17 protein-coding genes are annotated in these 20,771 nt (G+C 55.5%); 8 read left to right on the top strand and 9 right to left on the bottom strand.

What is annotated here, in order from left to right; all coding sequences use genetic code 11:
• Nucleotides 1-4: 4 nt before the first annotated feature.
• On the bottom strand, nt 5-940 hold the full coding sequence (prmB, locus tag ACE1BR_RS13870) for a 50S ribosomal protein L3 N(5)-glutamine methyltransferase (protein ID WP_374871205.1): 936 nt from the start codon (nt 938-940) through the stop codon (nt 5-7).
• An 82-nt stretch (nt 941-1,022) separates the two neighbouring features.
• On the opposite strand from prmB, the gene smrB reads away from it, so the two are divergent.
• A complete protein-coding gene (gene smrB / locus ACE1BR_RS13865; protein ID WP_005333198.1) occupies nt 1,023-1,547 on the top strand; it encodes an endonuclease SmrB in 525 nt (174 codons plus the stop codon).
• A gap of 57 nt (nt 1,548-1,604) precedes the next feature.
• Complete coding sequence (locus tag ACE1BR_RS13860; protein ID WP_374871204.1) at nt 1,605-2,900, top strand: diguanylate cyclase; 1,296 nt, start codon at nt 1,605-1,607, stop codon at nt 2,898-2,900.
• A gap of 312 nt (nt 2,901-3,212) precedes the next feature.
• Here the strand turns inward: ACE1BR_RS13860 and ACE1BR_RS13855 are convergent, their stop codons facing one another.
• From ACE1BR_RS13855 to ACE1BR_RS13840, 4 genes are all read right to left on the bottom strand, one after another.
• Complete coding sequence (locus ACE1BR_RS13855) at nt 3,213-3,836, bottom strand: histidine phosphatase family protein (RefSeq protein WP_374871202.1); 624 nt, start codon at nt 3,834-3,836, stop codon at nt 3,213-3,215.
• Nucleotides 3,837-3,889: 53 nt separating this feature from the next.
• Nucleotides 3,890-4,288, bottom strand: a complete 399-nt coding sequence (locus tag ACE1BR_RS13850; RefSeq protein ID WP_374871733.1) for a GFA family protein — start codon at nt 4,286-4,288, stop codon at nt 3,890-3,892.
• Nucleotides 4,289-4,473: 185 nt separating this feature from the next.
• Entirely contained in the window at nt 4,474-5,925 is a 1,452-nt protein-coding gene (locus ACE1BR_RS13845) for a nucleobase:cation symporter-2 family protein (RefSeq protein WP_374871200.1), read from the bottom strand.
• Nucleotides 5,926-6,170: 245 nt separating this feature from the next.
• A complete protein-coding gene (locus ACE1BR_RS13840; RefSeq protein WP_374871198.1) occupies nt 6,171-6,296 on the bottom strand; it encodes a hypothetical protein in 126 nt (41 codons plus the stop codon).
• A 942-nt stretch (nt 6,297-7,238) separates the two neighbouring features.
• On the opposite strand from ACE1BR_RS13840, the gene ACE1BR_RS13835 reads away from it, so the two are divergent.
• Both ACE1BR_RS13835 and ACE1BR_RS13830 read left to right on the top strand, forming a co-directional pair.
• The gene (locus ACE1BR_RS13835) at nt 7,239-10,418 is read left to right on the top strand and encodes a molybdopterin cofactor-binding domain-containing protein (RefSeq protein ID WP_374871196.1); all 3,180 of its coding nucleotides are present in this window, start codon (nt 7,239-7,241) and stop codon (nt 10,416-10,418) included.
• 32 nt (nt 10,419-10,450) lie between these two features.
• Entirely contained in the window at nt 10,451-10,909 is a 459-nt protein-coding gene (locus tag ACE1BR_RS13830) for a (2Fe-2S)-binding protein (protein WP_374871194.1), read from the top strand.
• 231 nt (nt 10,910-11,140) lie between these two features.
• Here ACE1BR_RS13830 and ACE1BR_RS13825 read toward each other — a convergent pair whose 3' ends face one another.
• Both ACE1BR_RS13825 and ACE1BR_RS13820 read right to left on the bottom strand, forming a co-directional pair.
• A complete protein-coding gene (locus ACE1BR_RS13825; RefSeq protein ID WP_374871192.1) occupies nt 11,141-11,527 on the bottom strand; it encodes a GFA family protein in 387 nt (128 codons plus the stop codon).
• A gap of 137 nt (nt 11,528-11,664) precedes the next feature.
• On the bottom strand, nt 11,665-12,885 hold the full coding sequence (locus ACE1BR_RS13820; protein WP_374871190.1) for a methyltransferase: 1,221 nt from the start codon (nt 12,883-12,885) through the stop codon (nt 11,665-11,667).
• 184 nt (nt 12,886-13,069) lie between these two features.
• Between ACE1BR_RS13820 and ACE1BR_RS13815 the strand changes: the two genes are divergently transcribed.
• Nucleotides 13,070-13,648, top strand: a complete 579-nt coding sequence (locus tag ACE1BR_RS13815; protein WP_076495620.1) for a PhnA domain-containing protein — start codon at nt 13,070-13,072, stop codon at nt 13,646-13,648.
• A 202-nt stretch (nt 13,649-13,850) separates the two neighbouring features.
• On the opposite strand, the gene ACE1BR_RS13810 is transcribed toward ACE1BR_RS13815, so the two are convergent.
• The gene (locus tag ACE1BR_RS13810) at nt 13,851-15,377 is read right to left on the bottom strand and encodes a fumarate hydratase (RefSeq protein ID WP_374871188.1); all 1,527 of its coding nucleotides are present in this window, start codon (nt 15,375-15,377) and stop codon (nt 13,851-13,853) included.
• 294 nt (nt 15,378-15,671) lie between these two features.
• Between ACE1BR_RS13810 and pabB the strand changes: the two genes are divergently transcribed.
• The 3 genes from pabB to ACE1BR_RS13795 all read left to right on the top strand — a co-directional run bounded on the left by pabB (nt 15,672) and on the right by ACE1BR_RS13795 (nt 19,078).
• Entirely contained in the window at nt 15,672-16,955 is a 1,284-nt protein-coding gene (gene pabB / locus ACE1BR_RS13805) for an aminodeoxychorismate synthase component I (protein WP_374871731.1), read from the top strand.
• 42 nt (nt 16,956-16,997) lie between these two features.
• On the top strand, nt 16,998-17,564 hold the full coding sequence (locus ACE1BR_RS13800) for a CoA pyrophosphatase (RefSeq protein WP_374871186.1): 567 nt from the start codon (nt 16,998-17,000) through the stop codon (nt 17,562-17,564).
• A gap of 215 nt (nt 17,565-17,779) precedes the next feature.
• The gene (locus tag ACE1BR_RS13795) at nt 17,780-19,078 is read left to right on the top strand and encodes a serine/threonine transporter (protein ID WP_374871184.1); all 1,299 of its coding nucleotides are present in this window, start codon (nt 17,780-17,782) and stop codon (nt 19,076-19,078) included.
• A gap of 423 nt (nt 19,079-19,501) precedes the next feature.
• Here ACE1BR_RS13795 and sstT read toward each other — a convergent pair whose 3' ends face one another.
• Nucleotides 19,502-20,752 carry a serine/threonine transporter SstT gene (gene sstT / locus ACE1BR_RS13790; RefSeq protein WP_374871182.1) on the bottom strand — a complete coding sequence of 417 codons (1,251 nt, stop codon included), beginning with the start codon at nt 20,750-20,752 and terminating at the stop codon, nt 19,502-19,504.
• Nucleotides 20,753-20,771: the final 19 nt, after the last annotated feature.

Genomic DNA, 20,771 nt, shown 5'->3' with positions numbered 1-20,771 from the left:
CTGCTTAGTTCTTGTAGATGGCGAAATGATCCTGATACTGCACCAGCTCTTCACGGGTCATCACAAAGACGCCGTGACCGCCGTTTTCGAACTCAACCCAGGTGAAGGGAACCTCGGGGAACTGGGCTTCCAGATGGATCATGCTGTTGCCCACTTCCACCACCAGCACCCCGTTATCCTTGAGGAAGTCGGCGGCATTGGCCAGCAGACGCTTGGTCAGCTTGAGACCATCGGAGCCGGATGCCAGCGCCAGCTCGGGCTCGTGACGGAACTCGTCCGGCAGATCCGACATATCTTCGGAGTCCACATAGGGCGGGTTGGAGACGATGAGATCGTACTTGTCACCTGCCGGCAGATCGCGGAACAGATCGGAGCGGATCGGAATGACCTGCTGCTCCAGCCCGTGATCGTTGATGTTGCGCTCGGCCACGTTCAGCGCATCGATGCTGATGTCGATGGCATCCACTTCCGCTTCCGGGAACTCGTGGGCCATGATGATGGCGATGCAGCCGGAACCGGTGCACAAGTCCATGATCCGGGTCGGTTCCTCTTTGAGGAACGGCGCGAAACGGTTGGCGACCATCTCGGCAATGGGGGAACGGGGAATGAGCACCCGCTCGTCCACGTAGAACTCCCAACCGGCATACCAGGCCTTGTTGGTCAGGTACGCGGCAGGTACCCGCTCCTGTACGCGGCGGATAATCAGCTCGGCGATACGGTGACGCTCGCTGCTGGTGAGACGGGAGTGGCGCATGGCCGGGTCTACATCCGGTGGCAGATGTAACGCGGGCAGTACCAGCTGCACAGCTTCATCCCAGGCGTTGTCGGTTCCATGACCGTAAAAAATCCCGGCGTCGTTGAAACGACTCATGGCCCAACGCAACATGTCCTGGATGGTGTGCATCTCGGCAACCACCTCATCGATAAATATCTTGTCCAAATCCACCTCCAAGTCGAGTAATATCCGGCCCGAGCCCAACTTACGTAGCGGGCAAGACGCATACCTAATAAATGAGCATCTGATGAAAAAAACGCCCTCACCAACAGACGAGGAAACCCTGCTGTTCCGCGATGCGATAAAAGGTACCCGGAAAATCAAGCAAGATACCATAAGGGCCGAGTTACGCCCGGTCAAGCAGAAACGCGAATTGCGCGAAACCCGCGAAAAGCTTGGGGTTGACCACTATTTCAGCGATGAGTATCAACCCCATCTCGATGACGATGGGCCGACCCGTTACGTGCGGGAAGATGTGTCAAAATTTGAGCTGAAAAAGCTCAAGCGGGGCATTTATCCGCCGGAGATCTACCTGGATCTGCACGGCATGAACCAGCAGCAAGCAAAACAGGAGCTGGCCGCCCTGCTCACCCTCTGCCAAAAAGAGAACATTCACGTCGCCTCGGTAATGCACGGCATCGGCAAACATATTCTCAAGCAGCGCATTCCCAGCTGGCTGGCCCAGCACCCCAATGTGCGCGCCTTCCATCAGGCTCCCCGCGAATGGGGCGGCGACAGCGCCATTCTGGTGTTGCTGGATATCGAAGAGTAGTTAGCCAAACGACCACACTATACTGAATATCAATATGTTATTCGCCGTGGAGGTCGCATGTTTACACAGGGTTCCCATGCTGACATAAAGTCATCCCTCGACGCCATCGGCGCCGCCGTGGCGGTGTTCAGCCTCGACAAGGATGATCACTTTATGCTGGTCTCAGCCAACGATACCTTTGCCAAGGCATTCGAGCTGGATGTCCTTGGTAGTATTGGCAAACAGCTGAGCGAGATGTTTCCCCGCTACATTACCAATACCATCGAGCCGCCCATGCACGAGTGCGTGCGCCTGCAGACCGGGCTCGAGAGCGAACTGCCCATCGACAGCCTGTCGCGCACCAGCTGGTGGCGCTTTGTGCTCTCCCCCATCATTCCCGAGCAGCACCGCATTACCCGGATCATCGTTACCGCCATCGACATCACCGCCAAGAAGCAGCTGGAAGAGGCACTCACCACCAGTCGCCGCCGCTTCGAAGCGGTGGTCAACTCCGCCTATGACGGCATCATCAGCGTCAGCAGCGAATCGCGCATCGAGCTTATCAATACCGCTGCCTGCGAGATGTTCGGGATCGACGAAAGTTATCTCGGCAAACGGCTGGAAACCCTGCTGCCCCAGCGTTTTCGCGCCAATCACGAAACCTATTTCAAGGCCTTCAGCAACTCCCCCATCAATTCACGCCCGATGCATGCCCGCGCCTCGGTCATGGGATTGCGCCGCGATGGCAGCGAATTCCCGCTGGAGGTGACCATCGCCAAGATCAATCTGGGCCCGACCACCGAGATGACCGCCATCTTGCGGGATATCTCGGAGCGGGCAAGACTGGTGGAGGAGTTGAAGGTCGCCGCCACCACGGATCCTTTGACTCACATTGCCAACCGGCGCCGTTTCGACGAGCTGGTCAACGCCGAGATGCAGCGCTGCCAGCGTTTTGGTCACACTATGAGCCTGCTGATGATCGATATCGACCACTTCAAGGAGGTCAACGACACCTTTGGCCATCAGCAGGGGGATCAAGCAATCCTGAGTCTGGTCAACCGGATCGGCAAACAGCTGCGGGAAGTGGACATGCTGGGGCGCTGGGGGGGCGAAGAGTTTATCGTGCTGCTGCCAGAGACCTCGCTGGAGTTAGCCTGGGCCAGCGCCGAGCGGGTCAGACTGGCGGTGGAGTCAGCCCGCCATGCACTATCCGGTGCACTTGAGGTTTCCCTCACCATCAGCATAGGGATCAGCTCCAGCAAAGGCCCGCACGATAGCGTGGAGAAGATGGTAAGACGGGCCGATACCGCCCTCTATCTGGCCAAAAAACAGGGGCGAAACTGCTGCCGCAAGGAGGAGCCGGAACCGACCTGATGGCAGACTCCCCTGCCCTGCTCCTTGCCGCCTTTGCATATCAGCCCTGTCATCGATAGATCGGAGCCACGCCACCCAAGGTGACGTGGCTCTTTTTAACAACCCCTGATATGCACACTGTTTCACTGATGTAACACACCAAGCCGATTCTTTTGCACTGGTGAAATAATTCCGATCTGCTGCCACAGGGTGTTCTCCCTTTCAGCCCCACCAGCCACCGGCCGTTCACCACCAAACGACAATGCAAAAACCATGAAATAACCCGATGGCAAACGTGGCTTGCTAAGGGTGACCAAAGGCACCATGGCGGATTCAATCCCGCGGTATTTCAGGCAAGGCAGGACGCCGAAAAGGCAGTAACAGATCCGTTGCCAGAGGTGCTGGCAAACTCACGGAGAGCATGCCGCCGTTGTGCAGCTGCCAGGTAAAAAAATCCGCAAAACCTGCACTCGTCACGGCACGGATCACTTTGGCAACGACCCCATGTGCCACCAGCAGCACCCGCTCACCCTGCGCAGCTGTGGCCAGTTCGACCAGCCCCTGTGATACCCGGGCAATCACCTCATCCAGGGTCTCACCACCGGGAGGGGCTTCCGTCCAGAGCCGGGTAATATTGCGGGCCCACAGCTCGGGATAACGCGCTTTCGCCTCTGCCTGAGTCAATCCCTCAAACAGACCAACATGCCGCTCACGAAAGGCGGGAGCCAGTTGCACAGGCAAATCCAACTGGCGAGCGAAGATCGCGGCGCTCTCTCTGGTTCGCTGCAGCGGCGAAGCCAGTAACCGATCGAACGGAGCCTGGCTGGCCGCCATCTCCTCAGCCAACCGGGCGATATGCCGCACGCCGCACTCGTTGAGCCCGATATCCAACGCCCCCTGATAACGCCCTTCGGCATTGGCTTGTGTCTCGCCATGGCGGATCACCACAAGCTGCATTGCACCTTCCTTTTATTGATTGCCGCCTATCCCCTCACCACCTCGCACCGTTCTCACGACTTGGGTGCAAACAGCTCGAACGCCTGCTGGCCGGTCAGGGTAGGTGTTTCGTTTTTTAGCTCGTAGAAATCAGGCTTCTCATCGATGAAGATCTGGTTGACCAACTGGAAGGATTCGGTCTGAAATAGGCCGACCGGCACTATGTATTCATCGGTTGGCAACAGATGATAAAAAAGATGGGTGCCGCAGGTAGGACAAAAACCTCGCTCCGCCCACTCCGAGGAACGATAGGCTACCGGGGTGAGTCCGCTAAAATACACCTCTTTACCGCAGTGCACCGCAAACTGGGGCCCTCCCGACCAACGCCGACAAGTGCTGCAGTGGCAAAGACCCACCTCCTTGTGCTCACCGGCTGACACCTCAATCCCGCCACATAGACAATGTCCCTTCATCACCGCTCCTTGTGTCTTGCTCTCAACAGGATGACCGCGATGCCCTTCGGCATTGGCTTGTGTCTCCACCATGGCGGACACCATTAGCTCCCTACAACTTGCAGGCTATATTCCCTTTGGGAAAACAGGGTGTGAAGGAGCAATGCTCTTACGCATTGCCCCACCCGGGCAGGATAAAATAGGCATCAATCCTGCTGCGACTGCTCTTTATTCACTTTGCGCAGCAACAGCCACATCCTGACCGTCCTGACCGCCATGCTACGGGCAGCCGCAGTCGGCGGCAGGGGATCAGGTGTCAATGCTTCAGAGGCCTTAAATGGTACTCTGCCGTTCAACATCAGATTCGCGACGATGGCCGTCAGGGTGCCAATGGTGATTCCGCTGTGTAAAAAAAGCTGCATCATTGGCGGGAACTGGTTGAACAGATTGGGGACCACTACCGGCATCAAGCCAATTCCTAGCGTTAAGGCAACGACCATGCCGTTATTATTATTGCGATAATTGACCTGTCCCAGTGTGCGCACCCCCGAGACCGCCACCATCCCAAACATGACAATACCCGCGCCTCCGAGCACAGGTTTTGGGATCAACACAACCAATGCGGCCATTTTGGCGAGGATGCCCATCAACATCAGAATGATGCCGGATGCGGTCACCACAAAGCGGCTGCGCACCCCGGTAAGACCTATGAGCCCGACGTTTTGTGCAAACGAGGCATAGGGGAACAAGTTGAATAAGCCACAGATCAGTGTGCCCAGTCCGCAGGTGTTAAGCCCGTTGCGCAGCATTTTGGTATCAACCGTCTTGCCCACCATGTCTCCAATCGCCATCATTGTTGACATGGTTTCCACCATCACCACCACCATCACCATCGAGAGCACCGCGATGGGAACAATATGAAACTCGGGTGTTGCAAACGGAAATGCCTGTGGTAGATGGAACCACGGTGAGGCGTGGACAAGGTTAAAATCGAGGGGTCTAAAGCAGCCCCACAACACGGTGCCAATGATAAGGCCAATCAGCACCGAGGTATTTTTAACCACGCCGGACGCAAAGGTGTAAATAGTGAGAATAATGGCGAGGGTAATGACCGCCATCAGCAAGGAAAAAAGCTCACCAAAACCCTGCATATCGCTGGACCCGCCCCCGATCCAGCCACCGGCAACGGGCATTATCGATAGTCCTATCAGGGTAACAATGCCGCCCATGACCACTTTTGGGAAGAACCGGAGCATTTTGCTGATCCATGGGGCACAACAAATGATAAAAACACCAGAGACAATCACAGCACCGGAGATCCCGCTTAGCCCATATTGTTTACCAATAAGCATCATGGGAACCAGGGCAGCAAAGGTACAACCCTGGATCAGTGGTAGCCGGCATCCAAGCCACTGCCTGATACCAATTGACTGAATGATGGTTGCGGCACCGCAGATAAACAAATCGGCGCTGATCAATAAAATAATATGTTCACGAGGGAGACCCACCGCACTGCCTACCAATAGGGGAACGGCCACGGAGCCTGCATACATCACCAACACATGCTGAAGACCATAAAGAAACATTTGTGTGAGAGGCAAGACTTCATCAACCGGTGCGGTTGATGTGTTACGTGATGCCTGAGTGGTATCCTTCATGAGCTGGTTGTCTCCTGTAAGACATCTGTTTATTTATTGTACTGACAGGCCTGGGGTTATGATTGATAAGCCATAACCTGCCAAGGCTGACATTGCCATCAGCAATTTACGCAAACAAAACAGAGCATGCGCGAAGTGTGCCAAACATGACCATATAGATTACCGACAATAATGTTTGTGAAATTAGTCACAAGCAGCAGGAGTAATTCGCGAGAACGAAATAAAAATAGCGTCATTGCCATTCATCATTTACAAAAACCTGCAAGTACTTTTGTTTTTTGCCCTCCGTGAGCGACAGGCACAAACCTCATCCCTTGATTCCACTTTGATAAATCATTCCATTTTGATAAATTTTTGATAAATGGTTCCATTTTGATAACCATTTTGACTTTGACTGCTCACATAATGCGGATTTGACTATTCAAGCAACCCCACTATTATTCATATCATGCGAAGTTTCACACGGATTGAAAATAAACCATTGAATCAAATGTCATTCTCGATTATGCCGACGTCTGGATTTTGACTATATTGCAACTTTTAGCCAGAACTCGCCCCTATGAAATAATAGACGCTGACGTTACAAGCCTGACTAACAGCAATAGAGCGATGTTAACTTCACAAATCCCCTCAGTAATGTGAGATGACAACTATCAAGGTGTGCATCCTTGAAATAACTCTTCATATTTCAAGAGAATGTGACTTGGTCACTTACCTCCCTTTTCCCACTCAGGGTTCATTGCATCATCTTTTCTGATATCTCCCCACTGTAACTAGCGTACTGTCAAAATTGAAAACGCCAAGCAGCACCATAACCAAACATCCCCGTCATGCAGTCTACACGTTGCTACTCCATATTGAAGACATCGCCACTCATGCACGCACAGTGGACTCATGCCCAAAAACAGGAAATATGTAATTTCCCAATTTTACTTTCATTAAAATGCTAGGTAAGGCGTAGAGAAATTTCGATAGTCATATTTATCCCCACTTAGCACAGTTCTCACATGCATGGGGTTTAGGTAAACCGAAACTGTCAGCATCACAGTCTTGCAATGTTTGTTTTTTTATTTAAATTGATGACTTTTCAGGCTGTTTATGGCTAGTTTATGTCATTGCAAAAAACCAACAGCTTGAACAGGAACACCGACCACTAAATTGGCTCCACTACGACACTGCTAATTCAGCATTCATTTTGACGGGAGCCATTAACAATACATTCACGTTATAAACCTGGATTTGCCAATCCAGATAGCAATAAGGGGAATGCTATGTGTGCTTTACGCTCAGCGTCGCAAGGACGTGTAGATGGCGTGGCGAAAGTCAAAGGAACAGCTATTTATGGTGATGATATTACTCTGCCGGGCATGCTGTACGGGATCTGCCGCTATGCCGACATTCCTGCAGGTAAAATTGAACACCTGGATCTCAGCGAAGCATTGGCGGTTGATGGCGTAGTAAAAATCGCGACTTGGCAAGATGTACCGGGTACGCCAGTGGTCGGAATTATCGTCAAAGATTATCTGCCGATAGTAAAAGATGAAGTGGTATTCCACGGCGATGTTATCGCAGTTGTTGCTGCCACCAGTTACGAGGCAGCGTGTGAGGCTGCTGATAAAATTCATGTCCGCTATACGCCCTATACACCGCTCACGGATATTGAAATGGCCATGGCCCCGGATGCAAGGAAGATCCACCCGGACCGAAACGATAACATTGCGGCCCATCACCACACACTTAAAGGCGATGTCGACAACGGGTTTGCGAACGCCAGTCATATCATCGAACGCGAGTATGAAGTTGGCTTTCAGGAACACGCCTATATTGAACCTGAAGTGGTACTTAGCTGGTTAGACCCCACTGATGGCAGCCTTGTTATATCTGGTTCGATACAAAACCCGCATCGGGTACGGAGTTTTGTCGCAACTTTCATGGGCTGCCCGCAAAGCCACATCAATATCAAGCGTGCCGTGATGGGCGGCTCCTTTGGTGGCAAAGATGACATTATCGACCACCTGGCATGCCGCTCAGCACTGATGACTCAGCTCACTGGCCGACCGATTAAATTTGCCTACAACCGCGAACAGTCGATTATCGAAAGCTGTAAGCGCCACCCTTACAAAATGAAATATAAAGCCGGACTGGACGAGGATGGCCATATCCTCGCGATGAAGATTGATATCTTGGCGGACAGTGGCGGCTATGCCGCATCATCACCTTTTGTGACCTGGCGCTCTTCGGTGCAGGCCGCGGGGCCATACAACATTCCGAATGTACACATCGATGTCAAAGCGATTTATACCAACAACAGTTACACCTCCGCGATGCGCGGCTTCGGCTCCCCCCAAGTGGTTTATGCCAACGAATCATTTATGGATGAAATCGCCGATTATATGAATATGTCGCCAGTGACCATCCGCGAGATTAACGCACTGCGTCAAGGCGACACCTCAATTACCGGCCAGGTATTTGACAACCACACCGTTTCTGCCCTTGAGGTTCTCAACAAAGCAACAACCAGCGCCGAGTTTATGGCCAAACGCGAGCATTACCATGCCCTTAATCAGAAGGGTGGCGAGTATCGCTATGGTATTGGCCTGGCATTAAGTTATCGCGGCTGCTCTATCGGTGCAGAGGGTGTAGATACCTCAACAGCACTCATTCAGGTCAACGAAGACGGTAGCGTAAATATCTCGACGTCCGTTTCGGAAAATGGCCAAGGACTGCAAACTACTATGTCCCTGATTGCTGCAGAAGCGTTCGGGATCGGGATGGCTGATATCCACTTTTTCGAACCCCCTACATCAGTGATCGGTGACGGCGGCTCAACAGCGGCGACCCGAGGCACCATAGTGGGTGGCGGCGCCATTCTGGATGCAGCAGCGAAGATTAAACAGCGTATTCTCGGCATAATTGGTGACAGCATTGGCACCAGGGTCCTTGCCGATACCCGCTGGCAAGATGGATTTATCATCAACAAGCATGATGAAAACCGGCGCATTGATTTCAAACAAGCGGTGAACAAGACCAAGTGGGCCAGTGTCAGCCTGAATGAATATGGCTGGTTTGTCCCTCCCCCCATCCAGTGGGATGAAGAAAAAGGGTGCGGCAACCCCTATTTCACCTGGGTGTACGGCTGTCAGGTCGCTGAAGTGCGGGTCAATATCAGCACGGGAAAAACCGATCTGTTGCATGTCACTGCCGCTCACGATGTCGGGCAAGTCCTCAATCCCGTCGGTTTTGAAGGTCAGGTCAGCGGTGGCGTCGCGCAAGGCTTTGGTTATGCGCTGCTGGAAGATTTCAATATTGAGCACGGCAAAGTTAAATCGGAGAACTTCGATAGCTATCTGCTGCCAACCATCAAGGATATCCCGCCCATCACGGTCATTGGCGTAGAGAACCCGGATATTGCCGGACCATTTGGCGCAAAAGGTATTGGTGAACCCGCGACCGAGCTGGCGGCCGCAGCCATTAACAATGCGGTGAGTTTCGCCATGGCAACGCGCTTTTATAAACTGCCATTGACGCTGGAACAGGTCATTCTCGGCTACAACCTGAAAAAACCGGCCCGGCAGAGCGAGATGATGCTTGAGGCCGCCAACAAGAAACAGGTTCTGCGTCTGACAGATATCGCCGTGACCAGACCCAGGGATCTGGAGGACGCATTAACCTTGATTGCTGCGGATGGCGTATCGGCCATTGCTGGCGGAACGGATGTTATCGTGCAGGGAAGGATACAAACCCGGCCAATGAAGTTGGTGGATATCTCCAGCCTGCCCGAGTTAATGACGATATTTGAAGATGTGCAGACTCATGAAATCAATATCGGAGCGGCAGTTACTTTCAACCGTATTACCGAGCATCCGTTGATCCGTGAGCGGTATCCGCTGCTGGTTCAGGCCTGTCACACCGTCGGATCGCACCAGATCCGCAACCGCGCCACCATTGGCGGCAATATCGTGAACGCGGCCCCCTGTGGTGATTCGATCCCGCCATCCATCATTTACGATGCCCGCATTGAGCTGCGCTCACACAAGGGAACGCGGATCATGCCGCTGGCTGAATTTTTGCTCTCGGGCTACAAAACGCAACGTCAACCAGACGAGTTGTTAACCCGCGTGATTCTGCCACCGCCACAACAGCCTCATGCGAAGGCTTTCTATCACCAGCTTGGTCGGCGCAATGCTCTGAACATTACCCGTCAGAGCCTGACCGCCCTGCTGGAATGTGATGGAGAAGGCAAGGTGAATTATTGCCGTCTGGTCGATGGCGCCTTGTTCAGCAAGCCTCAGCGCCTGACGGATGTTGAACATTGTCTGCTGGGACATCCACTGAATAAAGAGGCGATCGAGCGTGCCTGCAAGGTGCTGGATGCGCAGATATATGACGCCATCGGCACGCGCTGGTCTGCAGCCTATAAGCAGCCGGTTTTTGTCAATATGTTCCGTGACATGATGACCCGGGCGCAGCAGACATTCGGTCAATCATTATAAATCGGGCGGGATAACCCATTGAGGGAGGCATGATGAGCACAATTAAAATAAAGGTAAACGGTCAACTGGTTGAAACCAGAGTGAAGGGCAACATGCGACTGCTGGATCTGGTGCGCGACCAGCTGCACCTGACTGCCACCAAAGAGGGCTGTGCAGTTGGCGAGTGTGGGGCCTGCACGGTCATTATGAACGGTGATGCGGTTTGCTCTTGTCTGGTACTGGCAGAGCAGTGCCACGATGCGGAAATAACGACCCTTGAGGGGCTAAATGATAATCCCGTGGCCCAAAAACTGCAGAAGGCCTTCGTCGAACAAGGCGGCGTGCAGTGTGGTTTCTGCACGCCGGGAGTATTGGTCAGCACCACGGCACTGCTGGAGAAAGAGCCGCATCCGACCGATGAACAGATTAAAGATGCACTGGAGGGCAATATCTGCCGTTGCACCGGCTATCAGCCGATCATGGATTCCATTCACTACGCACTTAAATCGTAAACTCCGAGTGTGTTACCCGTGTTCTGCCAAGGAGGGTGCGCGCTGGTGAGGCGCACCTTCATCACAAATTAAGTGCTGACTCTTTAAACTGGCAGGCCCCTGAAACGGGGCCTCATTTTTTCCCCAAATTCACCGCACTAACCCATGATTGACTCTCTTTCTGGTCATCACTCAAATGATGGGCAGGAGCAATCCACGCATCTTAACTATACGGGGCTTACTTCACGGGGCTTACTTCCCTTTGGGATAGCGGGGATGCTCGTCCGAGAGCCGCAGCCAGGGCAGCTGGCTATCGGTATAGATGTGATAGGTAGGTGCAACCGCCGCGGGGTTATCGAGGGATGCGATGGCTAGGGTCAGATAATCAGGATATTGGGTGCTGCGATAACTGAGGGTCGAGCCGCACGTTGCGCAAAACCCACGCCGGATGACATCTGACGAGGCATATTCCGTCGGCGTGCCACGCAACCATTGCACCTGTTCCACCCGAAAATCCATCCAGGCAGCCACAGGAGCGCCCGTGGTTTGCTGGCAATCCCGGCAGTGGCAAAAATCAGCCGCAAAAGGTACTGCCAGCACCTCATATCGAATGGCCCCGCAATGACAACCGCCTCTCATGACCTTCTCCTTATATTGAGCTGGTACAGGGGGTTAACCTTACCGTACTTCAGCACAAGGTGGTATCCGTATGCGGCACACCTCAATGACATCGCCATTGAGCAGCTAAAACGTGCGCCACACTGCAAGCCGGAAGATTACTTGCGCACGGCGCGGATCAGGATATTGCGCGGGGTCATGGGTTTGGCACAGAACTCCCCCACTTCGACCCGATAACCCTGCTCTTGCAGGAATAGCGCTCGATCCAGCGCCAGCCAGATCTCGAGGGGACGGCGAAACAGGTGACGCACCAGCTCCATCCGGGCGACATCGCCAAAGCGGCGCTCCCCTTGTGCCAAAAAGGCGGGATAGTCGAGCGCGGCAGGCAAGGTAATGCCCTTGCGCTCTGCCGCCCAGCCGCAGAATGCCTCGAACGTGCCGGTCAGCAAACTTTTTTGCATATTGGGCACCGGCAGATACTCATCCCCCCCACGCACCTGCCGCTGCAGGCAGTCAAACCCGAGCCGCCACACCACTTCCTGCTCCCGCAGACGGGCGATCCGCGCACCGCCGGTCACCGTCTCCTGCAGTGGCAGCTTGAGATCCGCCTTGCTCAACACCAGCTCGCTGGCGTTGGCCGCTGCCGACAGCGGGCGATAGTGGCTGGTACGGATCAGGTGATAACAACAGGGAGAAATGGTCACGCCGCTGGCACTGCGCTCGGCCACTCGCTCCAGCAGATGGGTGTGCAGCTCGCCGCAGGCATGAAGAGCCATGGCGTGATGTTCGGGGGCAATCAGCGCCACCGACTCGGGCGCAAAAGCATCGGCGCAGGTAAAGGTCATATTGGCACCATCCCGCTCGGCCAGCAGCCGCCCTTCGTCGCAGAGCTGCCCTTGCAGCTCAAGACTCAAGATGGGGGCCTGTCGATGGAGCGACACCAGCCGCCCGAGGTGGCCCTTGCCGGCACACCACTCCAGATAGGGGCCCTGATGGGCAGGCAGACAGGCGGCAAACGACTCAATCTGGGCCTGCTTGCGCCCCGGCATATGCAGCGCCATCTCCTTGCTGCAGGTGATAGGATCCGGGGTAAATGGGGCAAGCTGGCTAAGTTGCTGCAACTCGGCCCCCTTGGCAATCCAGGGCGCGAGCAGGCTACTGAGCGCATCCATATCCGCATCGAGCTCCGCCAACTGGGTCAGAGTCAGCCCATTGAGCTGCACCGCCAGATCGGGCGCCTCATCGGCAAAGGCCATGGTCAGATGATGATATGGCTGATATTGCCACCAGCGTCGGTAGCGGGTGAGCAGTCGATCCAGTTGTTGAAAACGTTGAGCCAGCACGAATGCCCCTGCCTTGCAGTCAAAAAAGAGGCTCATTCTAGCGATCCCACTTCAAATTGCACCCTTCAATACCTAGCAATAAGCACCGCACGACAACACCGCCAACCCGGTGACCAAGGGCAGACCTGACAAAGTACGGGGTTTTATGCTATATTCCGCCCCCTCTTTCACGCGCCCCGCCAACGCGGGTCGCTTTACCACTAGCTATGGGACCAACAACATGACCATCAACGCCATTCTGCAAGCGCGCGCGGGCGCCAAGTGTGAACTGTGCAGCGCCGAGCAGGCGCTGACCGCCTTCGTGGTGCCTCACTCCCCCGCCAGCGACGATGATCACAGCGTTGCCATCTGTGACACCTGCCGTGGTCAGCTGGAACAACCGGATACCTTGGTGGTCAACCACTGGCGTTGCCTGAGCGACAGCATGTGGAGCCAGGTGCCTGCAGTGCAGGTGATGGCATGGCGCCAGCTGAAAGCACTCTCCGGCAAGGGTGAGGTGTGGGCTCAGGATCTGCTGGACATGATGTACATGGAAGACGAAGCCAAGGCGTGGGCCGAGGCCGGTGTGGCTGATGAAGATGACGACAGCACACCGACCGTTGACTCCAACGGCGCCGTGCTGCAAGAGGGCGACTCCGTCACTCTGATCAAGGATCTGGACGTGAAAGGCGCCGGTTTCACCGCCAAGCGTGGCACCCTAGTCAAAGGCATCCGTCTGACCAACAACCCGCTCCATATCGAAGGCAAGGTCAACGGCGTGCAGATCGTACTGGTTGCCGCCTACTTGAAAAAGGCCTAAGCCAGGCGCGACCGCTCTGCTGGCAGCAGCATGAGCACAACGAAAAAGGATGGCGTGACGCCATCCTTTTTTATGCCTGCTTGCCACGAAAGGCCAAGCTAAACCAACCATCGGCCAACAACTGATCAGCAAAAAGGCGCGTCCGGATGGACGCGCCTTGTTTACCTGGCCGACGCCGTTAACCGGCAGAGGGAACGGTCACTCAGGAGGAGAGTTTGCCGTCCAGCTCTGCAATTTTGGCAGACCAGTAGGCCGGGCCGGTTTCGTGGATATTGTTGCCTTCGGAATCGACCGCAACGGTCACCGGCATATCTTCCACTTCAAACTCGTAGATCGCCTCCATGCCGAGATCAGCAAAGGCGACCACACGGGCCTTCTTGATGGCTTTCGCCACCAGATAAGCTGCGCCGCCCACCGCCATCAGATAGACCGCCTTGTGCTGCTTGATGCTCTCGACGGTTTTCGGGCCACGCTCGGATTTGCCGATCATGCCGATAAGGCCGGTTTCACCCAGCATCATATCGGTGAACTTGTCCATCCGGGTGGAGGTGGTGGGACCTGCCGGGCCGACCACTTCGTCACGCACCGCATCGACCGGACCCACGTAGTAGATGAAGCGGTTGGTGAAATCGACCCCTTCCGGCAGCCCTTCGCCATTTTTCAGCATGTCGGCGATGCGCTTGTGGGCGGCATCGCGACCGGTGAGGATCTTGCCCGACAGCAGCACGGTATCGCCGCTCTTCCAGCTGGCCAGCTCGGCCTTGGTGATGCCATCAACGTTGACACGGCGCACGTTGCCACCCGCTTCACGGGTGATCTCCGGCCAGTCGCTCAGTTTCGGCGGAGCCAGCTCGGCGGGGCCTGAGCCATCCAGTTCAAAGTGAACGTGACGGGTCGCAGCGCAGTTGGGGATCATCACTACCGGCTTGGAGGCAGCGTGAGTGGGGGCGGATTTGACCTTCACATCCAGCACGGTAGTCAGACCACCCAGACCCTGGGCACCGATCCCCAGCTTGTTGACCTTGTCGTAGAGTTCGACCCGCAGCTTCTCTTCGGTGGTCTCGGGACCACGGGCGATCAGCTCCTGAATGTCGATGTGCTCCATCAGCGCCTCTTTGGCCAGCACTGCCGCTTTCTCGGCAGTACCACCGATGCCGATGCCCAACATGCCTGGCGGGCACCACCCAGCACCCATGGTCGGCACGGTTTTCAGCACCCACTCGACGATATCGTCAGAGGGATTGAGCATCACCATCTTGGATTTGTTCTCGGAGCCGCCGCCTTTGGCCGCGATGCTCACTTCCACCTTGTTGCCGGGGATCATGTCGATATGGACGACCGCCGGGGCGTTATCTTTGGTGTTCTTGCGACTACCGGCCGGATCGGCCAGCACGGAAGCGCGCAGCGGGTTGTCCGGATTGGTGTAAGCACGACGGGTGCCTTCATCCACCATCTCCTGCACCGTCATGTCGCTGTCCCACTGAACCTGCATACCAATCTTGACGAAACAGGTCACGATACCTGTGTCCTGGCAGAGCGGACGGTGGCCTTCGGCGGACATGCGAGAGTTGATCAGGATCTGGGCCAGCGCATCTTTGGCGGCCGGGTTAGCCTCGCGGTCATAAGCCGCTTTGGCTGCCTGAACGAAATCCAACGGGTGGTAATAGGAGATGTACTGGAGGGCATCTGCGATAGAATCGATGAAATCCTGTTTTTTTATAATGCTCATATCATCCTCACTGGTCCTTTTCCCGACCAAACGGCAGGGTAAGGGCTTCCATATGATGGGCTGTGCAGCCGTGCAAGCCAAAAACTGTCAACCGGCAAAAAACGAACGACACAGCAGTTTTTTCTTTAGTCACCGACACCTATGATACGCTTGCCCACCTGCACCGACTAGGGTCCAGGGACTAAACTGTTGCCTGTGTAACAAAAAATGACGCCAAAACTGCATATTCATCATCTAGAACAGACTCCCCTTCTGCACGCGCAGTTCGCTGTGCTGCAACATCAACCCTGGGCCATGTTGCTGGAGTCAGCAGGACCGCTTGGGGCCGATAATGGCTTTGATATCATCACTGCCGATCCGCTGGCGACCCTCGAGACCCGCGGCGAGCGGACAACCCTGCGCATCGGCACTGATATCAGCGAACACAGCGAAGACCCCCTCACTCTGCTCGCGCGCACCCAGCAACAGTTGCTGGGGGCGCAGGATCCGGGAGCAACCCGCCTCCCCTTTATCGGCGGCGCCCTCGGCCTGTTTGGCTATGATCTGGGCCGCCGCTTCGAACGTCTTCCCGTACAGGCGACCGCCGATATTGCGGTGCCCGATATGGCCGTAGGGATCTACGACTGGGCCCTGCTGCGCAGTGTGGCGACCGGAGCCTGGCAACTGGTGCACTGGGGTGACGCAGCGGGTCTTGCCAGACGACTTGGCTGGCTGGCACAGCAGGTGGCAAAGCCGACCGCCACCTTCAGCTTGCAGGGGCCCTGGCAGAGCAATATGAGTCGCATGGAGTATGGCGAGAAGTTTGCCCGTATTCAGGCCTACCTTGCTGCCGGGGATTGCTACCAGATCAACTTGACCCAGCGTTTCAGCGCGCCATACCAAGGCGATGAGTGGCAGGCTTACTGTGTGCTGGCTGCCGCCAATAAAGCCCCCTTCTCCGCCTTTGTCCGCTTGCCAGATAGCGCGATATTGAGTCTCTCTCCCGAGCGGTTTTTGCTGCTCGATGACCGCCATATCGAGACCAAGCCAATTAAAGGCACTCGTCCTCGCCATCCTGATCTGGCAACCGATCAGCAAGTAGCGCTGGAATTGGCCTGGGCCGACAAAGACAGATCAGAGAATCTGATGATCGTTGATCTGCTGCGCAACGACATCGGCCGGGTCAGCCGGCCAGGCTCGGTCAGCGTGCCCCATCTGTTTGTGGTGGAGTCGTTTCCGGCGGTGCACCATCTGGTCTCCACCATTCACGGTGAGCTGGATGCACGCTGGCAAGGGGTTGATCTGCTGCGCGCCTGCTTCCCGGGCGGTTCCATTACCGGAGCACCCAAGATCCGCGCGATGGCTATCATTGAGGAGTTGGAGCCTCAGCGACGCAACGCCTATTGCGGCAGCATCGGTTATCTCAGCCAACATGGCCGGATGGACACCAGCATCTGTATTCGTACCCTGATCGCCGAGGCGGGTCGCCTGCACTGCTGGGCCGGTGGCGGCATCATCGCCGACTCCGATGCCGACAGCGAATATCAGGAGACCTATGACAAGGTCGCCCGCATCCTGCCGCTGCTCTCGGCGCAGTGATCCCGACAGCCCCTCGCACCGAAGAAGGAGATAACTCGCGTCATGGATCGCCACGAACTGCTGACCCGCTTCCAGTTGCAGCAACCCGCTCCGGCCCATCGCCTCGCTATTGGCGGGCTCAGTCCGGCGGCGGTATTGATCCCGGTCGTCATGCGAGAAGCGGAACTCACCGTGCTGCTGACCCGTCGCAGTGCCCGACTGCGCCACCATGCGGGACAGATCAGTTTTCCTGGCGGACGCCAGGATCCTGGCGATGAGACCCTGATTGCGACAGCCCTGCGAGAAACCGAGGAGGAGCTTGGCATTCCGGCGCGCATGATTGAGGTGATCGGTACTCTCAACCCGCTCAACACGGTGTCACAATTCGACGTGCTGCCGGTGCTGGGGCTGCTCGATGGCAACTACCCGCTCATCCTGAGTCAGGATGAGGTGGATCATGCGTTCGAAGTACCATTGACCCATCTGCTTGATCGGCGCAATCACATCCCACTAACCCTTGCCAGAGGGGGGAAACAGCACACTGTCTACTGGATCCCCTGGCAACAACAATTTATCTGGGGTGCCACGGCTAGCATGATCTGCCAACTTGCCCGGCACCTCTCTTCATAACAATTAGCTCACTTACGACCCGGCAAATTTAATCATTAACATTAAACTAACGCGCTAAATGGTAAACAAAAATTGAATTTTTACTGTTTTGATCACGTTTCCATAAGAAAGCGCGGTTTTTTACTCCATAAAGATGAATTTGATCAACATTTTTGATTAAAAAAACCGTATCCTTGCGCCGACTCAATAAGAACCACACATTCGGGGTGAGATAAATGTCTAATACTGTCACTGGCACGCAGGGAGTTGCGTCGTCAAAAGAGCAAGGAACCCGCTCTGCTCAAGCTGCTCGTTGGGAAAAACGTGACTCTACCTGGGTCATCAGTCTGTTCGGTACCGCCGTTGGTGCAGGGATCCTGTTCCTGCCGATCAACGCGGGTATGGGTGGTTTCTGGCCGCTGGTGGTGATGGCTCTGCTGGTCGGTCCCATGACCTATCTGGCACACCGTGGCCTGGCCCGTTTCGTCCTCTCCTCCAAAAAACCCAACGCCGATATCACCGAAGTGGTGGAAGAGCACTTCGGCGTGGGTGCAGGTAAATTGATCACCCTGCTCTACTTCTTCGCTATCTACCCCATCGTGCTGATCTACGGTGTAGGTATCACCAATACCGTCGAGAGCTTTATGGTCAACCAGTTGCAGATGGTTGCCCCGCCACGCTGGCTGCTCTCCATCGTGCTGATCATGGGCATGATGTCGGTAATGCTGGCGGGTGAAAAGCTGATGCTGAAAGTGACCGAGTTCCTGGTCTACCCGCTCATCGTCATTCTGGCCGGTATCTCCCTCTATCTGATCCCGGACTGGACCGGTGCTGCGCTGGCGCAAGTACCGTCTGCCAAGGATTTCGCCACCACCCTGTGGCTGACGATTCCTGTGCTGGTCTTCTCCTTCAACCACAGCCCTGCCATCTCCAGCTTCTCACTGGCCCAGCGCCGTGATCACGGTGAACACGCTGTCGAAAAAGCCGATGCCATCCTCAAGCGTACCGCTATGGTACTGCTGGGTTTCGTGATGTTCTTCGTCTTCTCCTGCGTGATGAGCCTGACACCGGCGCAACTGGCTGAAGCCAAAGCCCAGAACATCGCTGTGCTCTCCTACCTGGCCAACCAGCATGCGAGCCCCATCATCTCCTACTTCGGCCCGCTGGTAGCGTTCGTGGCCATCGTATCTTCCTTCTTCGGTCACTATCTGGGGGCTCGCGAAGGTCTGAAAGGGATGATCGTGCAGAACATGCGCAAGTCCGGTAAAGAGCCGAACGCCAAGAAAGTCGAGATGTTTATCATCGCCTTCTTCATCCTGACCCTGTGGGGCACGGCCATTGCCAACCCCTCCATCCTGGGCATGATTGAATCGCTGGGCGGCCCGATCATCGCGACAATCTTGTTCATCATGCCGATGTACGCCATCAAGCGTGTTCCGGCCATGGCGAAATATCAGGGCCACATCAGCAATGCCTTCGTGACCGTGATGGGCCTGATTGCTATCTCCGCCATCCTCTATCAGCTGATCGGTTAATCACTCCCCCTCTCTCTGATAGCAATAAGCCAGCCGAACATTCGGCTGGCTTTTTTTATCTCGGTCACCTGCCCGTCTGCTATCACCCTGAACTCACCGCTCAACACGCTGAATGTCCAGGCTCACCAGACTCATGTTTCATGACCTGATACGGTTGATGCCCCTCTATCCCCCATCCTGTGGCCTTGGTTGTGTTTACCCCTCCCCGACCCTCTGAGGTGTCACGGCAAGCGGCACAGACTCCTCACAGCAAACCACAGCTGCTGAATGCTGGCGGCAAAAGATCGCAGCCAACAAAGCATCAAGGATTAAGCATCTGTGCCACTGAAGGACTAGCGCGGGTATAACAGCGCCCCAAAACCGCCAATAAAAAGCGCCCTCCGAAGAGGGCGCCAGCATATTTCGATACTCGCCGTAGCGGGATCAGGCTTCGCGGCTTGGCATCGGTGCCACGTGATGCAAGGTTTCATCCTCCGCCATACAGGCTGCCGCGGTGAACAGCACATCGGTCGAACTATTGAGAGCCGTCTCGGCAGAATCCTGCAACACACCGATGATAAAGCCGACCGCAACGACCTGCATGGCGATATCGTTGCTGATACCAAACAGACTGCACGCCAGCGGAATCAACAGCAAGGAGCCACCGGCCACACCGGATGCACCACAGGCACTGATGGTGGCAACCACCGAGAGCAGTACGGCCGTTGCCAGATCCACATCCATCCCCAGGGTATGTACCGCCGCCATGGAGAGCACGGTAATGGTGATGGCTGCACCAGCCATGTTGATGGTGGCCCCCAACGGAATGGAGACGGCATAAGTATCTTCCGGCAGACGCAGTTTTTCACACAGCGCCATATTGACCGGAATGTTGGCGGCAGAGCTGCGGGTAAAGAAGGCGGTCACACCGCTCTCTTTGAGGCAGGTCAGCACCAACGGATAGGGATTACGCTTGATCTTCCAGAACACGATCAGCGGATTGACCACGAAGGCGATAAACAGCATGCAGCCGATCAACACCACCAGCAGTTGGGCATAGCCAAACAAGGCGTCAAAGCCGGTTTCGGCCAGGGTAGAGGCGACCAGACCCAGAATCCCGAGCGGGGCACAGCGGATCACCGCCTTCACGATGGTGGAGACCCCATGGGAGAGATCGGTGATCAGTGCCTTGGTACTCTCATTGGCATGGCGCATTGCCAGCCCCAAGCCAATAGCCCAGGCGAGGATCCCGATATAGTTGGCATCCAGTAGCGCCTTGACCGGATTGGTCACCACGTTGAACAGCAGGGTCTGCAACACTTCGGTGATACCACCCGGCGGGGTGATCTCTGCCGTATTGGCAACCAGATGCAAGTTGGAAGGGAACAGGAAGCTGGCAACCACCGCGACCACCGCCGCAGAGAAGGTGCCAAACAGGTAGAGCAGCAGGATCGGTCGCATGTTGGTCTTTTGACCCTGCTTGTGACCGAGGATCGCAGCCATCACCAGTACGAATACCAGTAATGGCGCCACCGCTTTCAAGGCGCCGACAAACAGGCTGCCGAGCAGACCTGCCGTTTTGGCCCACTCGGGCGCAAACAGTGCCAGCAAGATACCGAATACCAGACCAACCATGATCTGGCTGACCAGACTGGTGCTATTGACCAGCCGAAGGAGGGGGTGTTGTTGTGTCATCAAAAATGTCCCTAGGCAC

The organism is Aeromonas sp. MdU4, assembly GCF_041929505.1.
Taxonomy (GTDB): domain Bacteria; phylum Pseudomonadota; class Gammaproteobacteria; order Enterobacterales; family Aeromonadaceae; genus Aeromonas.
This window is presented reverse-complemented; position numbering and strand designations above follow the sequence as displayed.

What these genes read in the sequence shown, in the direction of transcription:
- ACE1BR_RS13855 (WP_374871202.1), bottom strand. Translation starts at nt 3,836, where the DNA reads ATGCAGCTTGTGGTGATCCGCCATGGCGAGACACAAGCCAATGCCGAA.
- ACE1BR_RS13830 (WP_374871194.1), top strand. Translation starts at nt 10,451, where the DNA reads ATGAGCACAATTAAAATAAAGGTAAACGGTCAACTGGTTGAAACCAGA.
- ACE1BR_RS13820 (WP_374871190.1), bottom strand. Translation starts at nt 12,885, where the DNA reads ATGAGCCTCTTTTTTGACTGCAAGGCAGGGGCATTCGTGCTGGCTCAA.
- ACE1BR_RS13845 (WP_374871200.1), bottom strand. Translation starts at nt 5,925, where the DNA reads ATGAAGGATACCACTCAGGCATCACGTAACACATCAACCGCACCGGTT.
- ACE1BR_RS13810 (WP_374871188.1), bottom strand. Translation starts at nt 15,377, where the DNA reads ATGAGCATTATAAAAAAACAGGATTTCATCGATTCTATCGCAGATGCC.
- ACE1BR_RS13815 (WP_076495620.1), top strand. Translation starts at nt 13,070, where the DNA reads ATGACCATCAACGCCATTCTGCAAGCGCGCGCGGGCGCCAAGTGTGAA.
- ACE1BR_RS13850 (WP_374871733.1), bottom strand. Translation starts at nt 4,288, where the DNA reads ATGAAGGGACATTGTCTATGTGGCGGGATTGAGGTGTCAGCCGGTGAG.
- sstT (WP_374871182.1), bottom strand. Translation starts at nt 20,752, where the DNA reads ATGACACAACAACACCCCCTCCTTCGGCTGGTCAATAGCACCAGTCTG.
- ACE1BR_RS13860 (WP_374871204.1), top strand. Translation starts at nt 1,605, where the DNA reads ATGTTTACACAGGGTTCCCATGCTGACATAAAGTCATCCCTCGACGCC.
- ACE1BR_RS13825 (WP_374871192.1), bottom strand. Translation starts at nt 11,527, where the DNA reads ATGAGAGGCGGTTGTCATTGCGGGGCCATTCGATATGAGGTGCTGGCA.
- pabB (WP_374871731.1), top strand. Translation starts at nt 15,672, where the DNA reads ATGTTGCTGGAGTCAGCAGGACCGCTTGGGGCCGATAATGGCTTTGAT.
- ACE1BR_RS13840 (WP_374871198.1), bottom strand. Translation starts at nt 6,296, where the DNA reads ATGGAACCATTTATCAAAAATTTATCAAAATGGAATGATTTATCAAAG.
- smrB (WP_005333198.1), top strand. Translation starts at nt 1,023, where the DNA reads ATGAAAAAAACGCCCTCACCAACAGACGAGGAAACCCTGCTGTTCCGC.
- ACE1BR_RS13800 (WP_374871186.1), top strand. Translation starts at nt 16,998, where the DNA reads ATGGATCGCCACGAACTGCTGACCCGCTTCCAGTTGCAGCAACCCGCT.
- ACE1BR_RS13795 (WP_374871184.1), top strand. Translation starts at nt 17,780, where the DNA reads ATGTCTAATACTGTCACTGGCACGCAGGGAGTTGCGTCGTCAAAAGAG.